10 protein-coding genes are annotated in these 11,451 nt (G+C 63.7%); 5 read left to right on the plus strand and 5 right to left on the minus strand.

Annotation, left to right across the window (positions count from 1 at the left end):
• Nucleotides 1-50: 50 nt before the first annotated feature.
• The 3 genes from CIMIT_RS07105 to CIMIT_RS07115 form a co-directional block, all read right to left on the minus strand.
• Complete coding sequence (locus tag CIMIT_RS07105; protein ID WP_038590998.1) at nucleotides 51-1,079, minus strand: HNH endonuclease signature motif containing protein; 1,029 nt, start codon at nucleotides 1,077-1,079, stop codon at nucleotides 51-53.
• 168 nt (nucleotides 1,080-1,247) lie between these two features.
• Complete coding sequence (locus CIMIT_RS07110; protein ID WP_038591001.1) at nucleotides 1,248-1,772, minus strand: carboxymuconolactone decarboxylase family protein; 525 nt, start codon at nucleotides 1,770-1,772, stop codon at nucleotides 1,248-1,250.
• A gap of 86 nt (nucleotides 1,773-1,858) precedes the next feature.
• Entirely contained in the window at nucleotides 1,859-2,455 is a 597-nt protein-coding gene (locus tag CIMIT_RS07115) for a peroxiredoxin (RefSeq protein ID WP_038591004.1), read from the minus strand.
• 135 nt (nucleotides 2,456-2,590) lie between these two features.
• Here CIMIT_RS07115 and CIMIT_RS07120 point away from each other — a divergent pair, with 135 nt between their 5' ends.
• Both CIMIT_RS07120 and hrpA read left to right on the plus strand, forming a co-directional pair.
• Nucleotides 2,591-3,547 (plus strand): hydrogen peroxide-inducible genes activator, encoded by a 957-nt coding sequence (locus CIMIT_RS07120; RefSeq protein WP_038591007.1) that lies wholly within the window; start codon nucleotides 2,591-2,593, stop codon nucleotides 3,545-3,547.
• A 28-nt stretch (nucleotides 3,548-3,575) separates the two neighbouring features.
• The gene (gene hrpA / locus CIMIT_RS07125) at nucleotides 3,576-7,502 is read left to right on the plus strand and encodes an ATP-dependent RNA helicase HrpA (protein ID WP_038591010.1); all 3,927 of its coding nucleotides are present in this window, start codon (nucleotides 3,576-3,578) and stop codon (nucleotides 7,500-7,502) included.
• A gap of 4 nt (nucleotides 7,503-7,506) precedes the next feature.
• Here the strand turns inward: hrpA and nrdR are convergent, their stop codons facing one another.
• The gene (gene nrdR, locus CIMIT_RS07130) at nucleotides 7,507-7,965 is read right to left on the minus strand and encodes a transcriptional regulator NrdR (RefSeq protein ID WP_038591013.1); all 459 of its coding nucleotides are present in this window, start codon (nucleotides 7,963-7,965) and stop codon (nucleotides 7,507-7,509) included.
• Between the two features lie 82 nt (nucleotides 7,966-8,047).
• Nucleotides 8,048-8,416, minus strand: coding sequence for a hypothetical protein (locus CIMIT_RS07135; protein WP_038591016.1), 369 nt, complete (start codon nucleotides 8,414-8,416; stop codon nucleotides 8,048-8,050).
• A 219-nt stretch (nucleotides 8,417-8,635) separates the two neighbouring features.
• On the opposite strand from CIMIT_RS07135, the gene lexA reads away from it, so the two are divergent.
• From lexA to CIMIT_RS07150, 3 genes are all read left to right on the plus strand, one after another.
• Complete coding sequence (lexA, locus tag CIMIT_RS07140; RefSeq protein WP_038591019.1) at nucleotides 8,636-9,316, plus strand: transcriptional repressor LexA; 681 nt, start codon at nucleotides 8,636-8,638, stop codon at nucleotides 9,314-9,316.
• Between the two features lie 164 nt (nucleotides 9,317-9,480).
• The gene (locus tag CIMIT_RS07145; RefSeq protein ID WP_038591022.1) at nucleotides 9,481-10,272 is read left to right on the plus strand and encodes a DeoR/GlpR family DNA-binding transcription regulator; all 792 of its coding nucleotides are present in this window, start codon (nucleotides 9,481-9,483) and stop codon (nucleotides 10,270-10,272) included.
• Nucleotides 10,273-10,460: 188 nt separating this feature from the next.
• Nucleotides 10,461-11,441 carry a 1-phosphofructokinase family hexose kinase gene (locus CIMIT_RS07150; RefSeq protein WP_038591025.1) on the plus strand — a complete coding sequence of 327 codons (981 nt, stop codon included), beginning with the start codon at nucleotides 10,461-10,463 and terminating at the stop codon, nucleotides 11,439-11,441.
• Nucleotides 11,442-11,451: the final 10 nt, after the last annotated feature.

Consider the following 11,451-nt stretch of genomic DNA (forward strand, 5'->3'; position numbering starts at 1 on the left):
ATGCTTGCCCGCGCGCCGGTGGTGTTGGCGCGCGGGCTTTTGCGTGGGTTTTAGTCGGGTGGTTTGCGGTTGTCGGCTCGGGCTTTGTGGTCGGTGCCGGTGGCGGTGACGTTCCCGTAGGGTGAGACGTAGGTGATCTGCCCGTCGCGTCTTTCTGTATGCCCGCGGGTGCCGCGGGCGGCCTGGGAGTTGTGGTACTTACACAACCACCCCAAATTCGATGGTGTGGTCTCCCCACCATGTTGGTGCTCAACCATGTGGTGGGCATCGCACTCAGAGGCGGGTGCCTTGCATCCCTTCCAGGTACACGTGGTGGAGTCGGCAAGCATGACTTCCCGGTGCTTCGGGGTAGCAAAACGCGCATGGTACGCGTTGACTGGCCCGTCCATGACCCCGATGAGGATGATCGCCCCGATGTCTTCGAGCTGCATGCGCACAAACTCCTCACCGGAGACGATCACCCCATTATCAAAATGCACCTGCACATCGTTGCCTTCGCCGGCAATGATGCGCAGGTAGTCACCCAGATCAAGGTTTGCGGTCACCCGCACCAGGTAGTCGGCTTTCGGGCACCCGCCGTTTAGCCAGCCGGTGACGTCGTTCTTGGCGGCGTCGAAGACGCCCTGGACGTCTGCCGCGGGCCCGGTAAGCCGCAGGGTGGCAAACCCGTCGCCGTGGTGGGTGACCCGTGCTTTCGGGGTGCGCGGTTCCGGTGCCTGCAGTTCGGCCTTCAGCTCCGCGGCCACACGCCGAATGCGTGCCAGGTCGCCGGATGTGTTGCACAGGCGCTCGATGTAGTGCCAGCGCTTCGTCACGTCTTTCAGCGAGCGGGCAGAGCGGGTGATGTAGGCCAGGGTGTCCAACCTATGCCCGTGCACGCGCGCACCTTCTTGGGCGCGGGCCTGGTATTTGGTGTGCGAGGTTTTCCCGCACAGCACCGAGGCGGTGTCGCGGAGTTGTTTGGCGCGATCTGGTTGGATGCCGTGTGCCTGCAGTTGGGCAAGCTCGAGTCCGGCCGCAGCGGCAACGAAGTCGTATCCGCAGCGGTCAACCAAAGCAAGTGCATCCAAATCTGTCATGCCCCCGACGATAAACCACGCTCACCTGCAAAAACAAGCAAATGTGAGAATACACCCATTAGTGGCCCGAAACGGAACCAACGACCCAAAACGAACGTCTAATAATGGTTTGGGGGAAATAAAAAAGACGCCCTGCTCGGGGTGAGCGGGGCGTCGATAAGCGGGCGACTAGCGCGCGTCCTCGATCTCAATGGTCTGAGCGATTGCCTGCACGACACCGGCGACCTTCACGGCCTCCCAGACCTGCTCTTTGGTCAGGCCCTCCTCGCGTACGGTGTTGGCGTGCGCGACAGCGCAGTGCTCGCAGCCGTTAATGGTGGACACGGCGAGCGACCACAGCTCGAAGTCGACCTTCTCCACGCCCGGCTTGGAGATGATGTTCATGCGCAGGCCGAACTTGACCTGTGCGTAGTCGTCGCCGAGCCAGCCCTTGGCGCGGTAGGCAACGTTGTTCATCCCCATGACGGTGGCGGCGCCGAAGGCGGCGTCGATAGCCTCCTCGGAGAGGTGCTCCTTAGCCTCGTCGGTGATCTCGGAGATCACGGTTGCGTTGCGGGTCGCGGCCGCGGTGGCAACGAGGGTGCCCCACAGCTGCTGCTCGGAAAGCTCGGTGGAGCGGGTCAGGGAGCCGAGGTTGAGCTTCTGGTCCTTGGCGTACTCGGGAAGTGCGTTGCGCAGGTTATCAATAGACATACGTTTATCCTCTCGGTTGCTATAGGTGCGCCCCGCCGCTCCAGCGGTGCGGAGCGCGGGGCGGCACGGGAACTAAAGGTGAAGTACTACTTCAGGGACTCCTGGACCACAGCCATCTTGTCGATGTTCTTGGTCGGGTCGTTCTTCTGCCAGTCGCAGGCGCAGACTTCCTCGGACTGCAGTGCGTCGAGCACGCGCAGGACCTCGTCGACGTTGCGGCCGACTGCGTCCGGGGTGACGGACACGAACTGGACGATGCCGTCCGGGTCGATGATGAAGGTCGCGCGGTCTGCAACACCGTCAGCGTTCTCGACGCCGAGTGCGCGGATCAGGTCGTGGCGGATGTCCGAGAACATCGGGAACGGGATGTCCAGCAGATCCTCGTGGGTTGCACGCCAGTTGAAGTGGGAGAACTCGTTGTCAACGGAGCCGCCGAGCACCTGGGTGTCGCGGTCCTCGAACTCCTCGTTCAGCTTGCCGAACGCAGCGATCTCGGTCGGGCAGACGAAGGTGAAGTCCTTCGGGTAGAAGAAGACGACCTTCCACTTGCCCTCGTACTTATCCAGGGAGACCTGCTCGAAGTAGTCGTCCGGGGTGGAGGCGTTAGCGTCCTTCAGGTTGCCACCCTTCAGTGCGGTGAGGTTGAACTCGGGGAAGCGCTCTCCAACGGTCATGATCGGCATAGTGATTCCTCCATTTAAGAATGTTGCCGGGTACGGATTTGCTGTGAGGCGGTTTTCGCCTTCGATCCCAAGTATGCCACAGCACACGCGATTAATCAACAGCAAAACTTATTACCGTCGTGTACTCTTATAGGCATGAGCAATAAGGAATATAAACCCACGCTCGCACAGCTGCGCACCTTCGTCACTATTGCGGAGCACAAGCACTTCGGCACTGCGGCGAGCAAGCTACACATCTCGCAACCCTCGCTCTCGCAGGCGCTCGCGGCGCTGGAAAGCGGCCTCGACATCCAGCTCATCGAGCGCTCGACCCGCAAAGTCATCGTCACCCCAGCGGGCAAGGAGCTCCTCCCCTTCGCAAAGGCCACGCTGGAAGCGGCCGACGCCTTTGTCTCCCACGCCGAGGGCGCGCACGGCGCGCTGCGCGGCCCACTGACCATCGGCGTCATCCCTACTGTTGCCCCCTACCTCTTGCCCGGCCTGCTCCCCCTCCTGAAACAGGAGTTTGCCGAGCTGCGCCCGCGCATCGTGGAGGAACAGACCGAGCACCTGCTCGCCCAGCTTCGCGACGGCCGCGTGGACATCGCCATCCTCGCGCTTCCCACCGAGGCCACCGGGCTGACCGAGGTACCGCTCTACGACGAGGAGTTCGTCGTGGTCACCGGCGCCGACAGTCCGCACGCCGGCAACCGCAAGCTCTCGCTCGAAGCGCTTGGCGACCTTGAGCTGCTCTTGCTTGACGACGGCCACTGCCTCCGCGACCAAGTCATCGACCTATGCAAGCGCGCAGACGCTCGCAACGCCTCGACGGCGCACTCGGATACTCGCGCCGCGTCACTAACCACGGTAATCCAGCTGGTCATGGCCGGATTCGGCGCTACGCTCGTGCCGCTTTCCGCGGTGGCGACTGAGTGCGACCGGCCCGGGCTTGGGCTGGCCACTTTTGCCGAGGGAGCGGAGGCGCACCGTACGGTGGGGATGGCCTACCGCGCGTCGTCGACACGCGGCGAAGAGTTCGCGGCACTCGGAGAGATGATCGCGCAGGTCTACGCTGCCGCCGTCGAGGACAGCACCGCCGTCCTAGCGAAGTAGCGCGGGCGACTAGACTGGTGCTTCATCTATGAAGGAATCTGCTGCAGCACACGAGGCGCCTGACTCTGCGCCGACGAAAGACGAGCTCTACCAGCGCCTCGACAAGGTCCCGCTGAGTGAGGTGCGCCGCTTCCGCCGCCGGCTCGCCAAAGCCAAGGCACCGCGGGCGCTGGCGGCGATTGGTGAGGATATTGGGAAGGCGCAGCGGGTCGTCGAGAAGCGAGATGCGCTTGTGCCCGCGATCGAATACCCCGAGCAGCTGCCGGTTTCCGCGCGGCGTGAGGACATCATGGAGCTCATCCGCGACAATCAGGTCGTAATCATCGCGGGCGAGACCGGCTCGGGCAAGACGACGCAGATCCCGAAGATGCTGCTCGAGCTCGGGCGCGGCCGCAGGGGGCTGATTGGGCACACGCAGCCGCGCCGTATTGCCGCGCGCAGTGTCGCCGAGCGTATCGCCGACGAGCTCGGACAGAAGATTGGTGAGTCCGTCGGCTACGCCATCCGCTTCGATGACAAGGTTTCGGCGCACACGGCGGTCAAGCTCATGACCGACGGCATCCTGCTCGCCGAGATGCAGCGCGACCGCTTCCTCAATGCCTACGACACGATCATTATCGACGAGGCGCACGAGCGCTCGCTGAACATCGACTTTCTGCTCGGCTACCTCAAGCGGCTGCTGCCGAAGCGCCCGGACCTGAAGGTCATCATCACCTCCGCGACGATCGACCCGGAGCGCTTCGCCGAGCACTTCAGCGATGCGAAGGGTGAGCCCGCGCCGATCATCGAGGTTTCCGGCCGCACCTACCCGGTGGAGATCCGCTACCGCCCATTGGTCGAGCAGGTCGGCGGCAAGGAAGTAGACATCGACATGATCGACGGCGTCGTCGACGCCTGCGCTGAGCTCATGCGGGAGGGAGGCGGCGACATCCTGTGCTTCTTCGCGTCTGAGCGCGACATCCGCGACTGTATGGAGGCGATTGAGAAGAAGCACTGGCGCGGGGTGGAGGTCACTCCCCTATTCGGCCGGCTGTCCAACGCGGAGCAGCACCGCGTGTTCTCTCCGCACTCGGGCCGCCGCATCGTACTGGCCACGAATATCGCGGAGACCTCGCTGACCGTGCCAGGTATCCACTACGTGGTGGACACAGGCCTCGCGCGTATCTCGCGTTACTCCACGCGCACCAAGGTGCAGCGACTTCCCATCGAAGAGGTCTCGCAGGCCAGCGCCAACCAGCGCTCGGGCCGCTCGGGCCGCGTGGCCGACGGCGTCGCGATCCGCCTGTACTCGGAGGAGAACTTCGAGGCGCGGCCGGAGTTTACGGACCCGGAAATTCTGCGCACCAACCTCGCCAGCGTGATTTTGCAGATGATTTCGCTGCGCCTGGGCGACATCGCCGAGTTCCCCTTCATCCAGCCGCCGGACCACAAGACGGTGCGCGACGGCCTGCTGCTGCTCCACGAGCTCGGCGCGATCACAGACAAGGAGCGCGGCGGCGCGCCAGTGCTCACCGACATCGGGCGCGACCTCGCCCGCATCCCGGTCGACCCGCGCATGGCACGCATGCTCGTTGAAGCCAATACGCTGGGCGTGCTTGACGACGTCTCCGTGATCGTCGCAAGCATGACCATCCAAGACGTCCGCGAGCGACCCCTGGAGTACCAGGCCCAGGCCGACCAGGCGCACGCCCGCTTCAAGGACAAGACCTCGGACTTCCTGTCTGCGCTCAAGCTGTGGGACTACATCCACGACTCGCGCGACGAGCTCTCCGGCAACGCATTCCGCAAGCGCATGAAGCGCGAATTCCTGCACTACATGCGCATTCGCGAGTGGTACGACTTGGTGCGCCAGCTGCGCGAGGTGTCCAAGCAGCTCGGTTGGTCGATGCCCGCTCAGGTCGCCGGCGAGCGGGACGCGGACGCCATCCACAAGTCGCTGCTGACCGGTCTGCTGTCGAACATCGGCGCACGCGACGGCAACTCGAAGGAGTTCCAGGGCACCCGCGGCACCCGCTTCATGATCTTCCCAGGCTCCAGCCTGAGCAAGAAGCCGCCAGAGTTCCTCATGGCCGCCGAGCTCGTTGAAACCTCGCGACTCTGGGCGCGCGATGTGGCCAAGATCGAGCCGGAATGGGTCGAACGCGCCGCGAAAGACCTGATCAAGCACAGTTATTCGGAGCCGGTGTGGTCGCGGAAGCGCTCGTCGGCAATGGTGCACCAAAAGTCCATGCTCTATGGCGTGGCCATCGTGCGCGACCGGCTCGTGCCTTACCACCGCGTCGACCCAGAGGCGGCGCGCGCGATGTTTATCCGCCACGCCCTGCTCGCCGGCGAGTGGAACCGCCACCACCGTTTCATCGAGCACAACGACGCGCTGCTTCACGAGGCCGCGCACGTCGAGGACAAGGTGCGCCGCCGCGGGCTCGTGGTTGACGAGGACACACTCTTCGACTTCTACGACGCGAAGTTGCCCGAGGGTGTCACGACCGCCCGCCACTTCGATTCCTGGTGGAAGAAGCAGCGGCGCAAAGACGAGCACTTTTTGGACTTCGACCCGGACGCGCTGCTTGACGACGCGGGCACCGACACCTCCGCAGCCGCCTTCCCCGAAACGCTGCGCAGCGGCTCCATCGACTATGCCCTGCGCTACAAGTTCGAGCCTGGCGACCCCTTCGACGGCGTCACCGTGGAAGTCCCCGTCCCACTGCTCGCCGGCTTTGACCCGACGGGCTTCGACTGGCTCGTGCCGGGCCTGCGCGAGGAGCTGCTCACCGAACTGATCCGAACGCTGCCGAAGGGCATCCGCACCACGGTGGTGCCCGCCCCCGACTTCGCCCAACGCGCGCTGCCCCTGTTGGAAACGCAGGAGCCCTCGCTTATCGACGCCTTCGCCACCGCCCTGCAACGCCTCGGTGCAAGCGGCGTCAACGGCTCGGACTTCAACCCGAATCGGCTACCAGCGCACCTGCGGGTCACCTTCGCCGCGATCGATCGCCGTGGCGACATCGTCGACCACGACAAGGACGTCGAGGCGCTCAAGCGCAGGCAGGCGGGCAAGATCTCGTCGTCGGTGTCCAAGGCGGGGCGCGCCTCCGAGTCGAAGGCGGTGCAGGCCTGGACCGCCGACTCGCTTGGCGAGGTTCCCGAGACGGTGCCAACCACCATCGACGGCAACGAGGTCGACGCCTACCCCGCCCTCGAGGCGACGCGCGAAGGCGTGCGCGTGAAGGTCTTCCCAACCAAGGCCGCGGCGGATGCCTCAATGATGACGGCAACGCTGACCATGCTTCTGCGCAAGATCTCTGTCTCCCCGCAGCAGATGACGAAGGGCTTGCCGCTGCGTCAGAAAGTCGCCGTTGACCAGTACCCGCACGGCGGTGCCGCGGGCTTGGTCGAGGATGCCCGCGTCGCTTCCATCCGCGATCTGCTGATCAAGCACGGCGGGCCGGTGCGCACGCCGGAGGACTTCGACGCACTCGTCGCACGTATCAAGCCGGAGGTGCCGGGTGCGGTGCGCCGCATGGTGGTAGGTGTGGCACCCGGCTTGGTGGCGTACGCCAACATGGCCAGCGAGCTTTCCCAGTGGGAGGGCCCAGCCATCGATGACATGAAGTCGCAGCTGGCGTTCTACCTCCCGAAGAACGCGCTGACGATCCACGGGTTGGTCAACCTCCAGCACTTGCCGCGCTACATCGAGGCCATGCGCCTGCGGTTGGAGGACATGCGGATGGACCCGGACCGCGATGCCGACCGCCAGGAGGTCATCGACACCGCAAAGGCCTATCTGGAAGCGAAGCGCAAGACGCTGCCAGCGGGCCGGGAGAAAACACGCGCGTACAAGGACGTGCTGTGGCGCATCGAGGAGCTGCGCGTGAGTATTTTTGCGCAGCGGCTCGGCACACCGAAGCCGGTCAGCGCCCGCCGGATCGAGAAGATGGTGGACAAGCTGCGCTAGGTGCCTAGAAGTCGTCCTTGTCGCGGCGGCGCATCAGCCGGATCTCGGATTCGAAGTCGTCCGCGCTCTCGAAGGACTTATATACCGACGCGAAGCGCAGGTACGCCACCTCATCGAGCGCACGCAGCGGCTCAAGGACGGCCAGACCGATCTCGTTGGCGGGCACCTGTGAGCTGCCGTGCGAGCGCACGGTTTCTTCTACCTGCTGCGCGAGCCGTTTGAGCGCGTCGTCGGACACGTCTCGGCCCTGGCATGCCCTGCGCACGCCGACGATGAGCTTGTCGCGGTCGAAGGGTTCGCTCACGCCGTTTCTCTTCACCACTGTCAGGACCGCCTTCTCCACCGTGGTGAAGCGGCCGCCGCACTCGGTACACTCGCGGCGGCGCCGGATTGCGGCACCAGCGTCAATCATGCGCGAGTCGGTCACCCGCGAGTGTTCGTGGTGGCAGAACGGGCAGTACATCGCGGTCTCCTCCGGCAGCTCGGCGTCTTATCTTCTTGCTTGCCTACGCTACCCGGTGCCGCGGTCAGAGAGACAGTGCAGCCTAGTGCTGTGCGTAGAAGGCGAACTCCGCCTCGCTGGGCAAGGTGTTCCCTGACTGCTCCGGCGAGAACACCCCGCCAAGTGCAGATCCCAGGATCAGCGCAATCCCCAGCCCGATTCCCACCAATACGCTTTCACGCTTTTCGCGGCGGGATTCGAATTGAGATTTTTCGACTTTCCCAATAACGGGCGCTTGCTTTCTCTCTTGCGGATCCAAGGGTGTCGAAACATTGAGCGTTCGAACAGGGCGAGCCTCTCGTGCAGGAAGCTCCCTTTCTATAAGGTCCCATTCTGCGACAGGATATCCACGGTACCCACGCTCCTTCGCGCTCGTCGCTGCGGAATACGTACGATTGTGCATGATGGTCATTGTTGTGCTCCTTTGTGCGTTTTCTTCATTCTAAAAACCCGACGAACATTATCGAACGGTCTCGCGCCCATATGTTCGAGATTAGGTTACGTGTTCGATTTATAGCACCCCAACACAACGCTGTCTACACCACTAAGAAAAAGTCGAACACCCTTGCCCTGTCTGGTAGGTTAAAGAGTGCGCTATACGCGCCACCAATTCCACAATTAAGGAGCACCCATGGCACGCAAGAAACCCGAGACCAAGAACTTAGACATGAGCGTTTTGTCTGATCGCCAGCGCAGAATTCTGGAGGTAATCCAGGATGCGGTGGTGCTGCGCGGATATCCGCCGAGCATTCGCGAGATCGGAGATGCGGCAGGGCTGCAGTCCACATCTTCTGTGGCATACCAGCTCAAGGAGCTGGAGAAGAAGGGCTTCCTGCGCCGAGACCCGAACAAGCCGCGTGCGGTTGATCTTCGCCACCTCCCCAATGCAAAGCAACGCCAGAAGGCCCCGGCGGCAGAAGCCCCGGAAGACGCTTCGAACGCCCGTTACGTTCCGGTTGTCGGCCAGATTGCCGCTGGCTCCCCGATCCTCGCCGAGGAGAATGTGACGAGCTACTACCCGCTACCCGAGGAGCTTTTGGGCGACGGCGACTTGTTCATGCTGCAGGTTGTTGGCGAGTCGATGCGGGATGCAGGCATTCTGCCCGGCGACTGGGTTGTCGTGCGCTCTCAGCCGGTGGCAGAGGAGGGCGAATTCGTTGCCGCACTGCTTGACGGCGAGGCAACGGTAAAGGAGTTCCACAAGGACTCCACCGGCGTGTGGCTTTTGCCACACAATGACGCCTACTCGCCTATCGACGGCACGCATGCCGAGATTATGGGCCGCGTCGTCTCCGTCTTCCGCACGCTCTAGATCACCCCTCATGCGGGGGCGGCATGCCGCACAAGGTGTGGCTTTTGCCGCCCCCAAAGCGGGGGAAACGGAAGCAAAAGGGTGTAACCGGGCACTGGTTTTTGCAACAATACGGTCAACGTGTTGGTTTTTGCTTAGTGTGTCAAAGGAGCCGAAGGAGCGCCGTGTACGCAGAAGAACGTCGGCGGCAGATCGCCTCGCTTACTGCAGTTGAGGGACGGGTCAACGTCACAGAACTCGCTGGGAAATTCGGGGTAACCGCGGAAACGATCCGCCGCGACCTGGCCGTGCTGGACACCGAGGGGCTGGTTCACCGCGTGCACGGCGGTGCCGTGGCCAGCCAATCGTTCCTCACCACAGAGTTCCCGCTCGACGCCCGCTACCGGACCGCCTCCGCTGCAAAACTCGCCATCGCACGCGCCGCGCTGAATTTCGTGCCAGACAAGCCCGGCGGCTCGATCTTTTTGGATTCCGGCACCACAATCAACGGGCTCGCCTCGCTCATGGCGAAGCACCCGCCAGCGCGCGAGTGCCACATCGTGACAAACTCGCTGCCCACCGCGCTTGACCTCTCGAGCGCCGACGTGCAGGACGTGCAGCTGCTCGGAGGCAACGTTCGCGCGATCACCCAGGCTGTCGTCGGCGATATCGCGCTGCGATCGCTCGCCATCCTGCGCGCTGACGTGGCATTCATCGGCACGAACGCACTCACCATCGACCACGGGCTTTCTACTGCAGACGCGCAGGAGGCGGCGGTCAAGCAGGCCATGGTAACCAACGCTCGCAAGGTAGTGGTGATGTGCGATTCCTCCAAGCTGGGCAACGACTACCTGGTTAGCTTTGGTTCGATCGACGATATCGACGTGCTCATCACGGACTCCGACGCGCCGACCTCCTTTGTCGAAGAGATCGAGCGCAACGGGGTGCAAGTCATCCTCACCAAGGAAGAGGAATAACACACCCACAAATGTGGGTTTATGCCCGTTTTCTTGAATGTTCCCACACAATCGGGCATAATTGGGTGTAGCACGTGGTGCTCACACGACCGCTTTGTCGCTGTTCAAGGGCACTTGAAGTGCACTGCCCGCGGGGTGTGACACACCGGGGGTAGGAAACACCGGACATCGACAGTACGGAGTACGCCGTGATCATCACGTTGACACCAAACCCCAGTATTGACGCCACCCTGTCCGTCGACCAGGTCGTCCGCGGCGAAGTCGTCCGCGCACACGCTGCCAGCCGCGAAGCCGGTGGCAAAGGCATCAACGTCTCCCACGCCATCGCCAAGGCAGGCGGGGAAACGCTCGCGCTCGCGCCATGCGGTGAGAATGATCCATTCCTGCAGGCTGTAGACCGGATCAACGTACCGTTTGTACCGATCGCGGTCGACGGTTTCGTGCGCACGAACACCGCGCTGACAGAGGCCGACGGCACGACCACCAAGATCAACGAGCTTGGCCCGGAGTTGTCCGGGGAGCGACGGGTGGACGTCGAGAAGCAATTGGCTGAGCACGCGCACAAGGCCGACGCCGCGGTGCTCGCCGGCTCCCTGCCTCCCGGCGCACCGGTCGATTGGTACGCCGAACTTACTGCTCAGCTGCGCGACACTGTGCCGCTGATCGCGGTAGACACCTCCGACGCGCCGTTGCGCGCGCTCGGTAAGCGCCTCGAGAGCGCCGCGCCGACCATCATGAAGCCGAACGCCTTCGAGCTTGCGCAGCTTACCGACGGCGACGGGCGCGCACTCGAAGCCGACGCCGCCCGCGGCGACTACGACTCGATTCTGCGCGCAGCCCGCGAACTTGTCGACCGCGGCGTGGCCGAAGTGCTGGTCACCTTAGGCGGCGCGGGCGCGTGCCTCGTCACAGCAGACGGTGCCTGGGCCGCAGCGGCGCCGAAGGTGACTGTGCGCTCGACGGTCGGCGCGGGCGACAGCTCGTTGGCCGGCTACGTCATGGCGCGCGTGGCAGACAAGTCTTTCGCCGAGTGCCTGCAGCAGGCCGTCGCCTACGGGTCTGCGGCCGCTTCCCTGCCCGGCACCGGTATTCCCTCCCCGGCGGATGTTGATTGCGCGCGCGTTGAGGTCGTCGCGCTCGATACCCCCGCCTCATCCCCTCGCGTGTAAGTGGAAGGAC

The organism is Corynebacterium imitans (assembly GCF_000739455.1).
In the GTDB taxonomy this organism is placed as follows: Bacteria; Actinomycetota; Actinomycetes; order Mycobacteriales; family Mycobacteriaceae; genus Corynebacterium; species Corynebacterium imitans.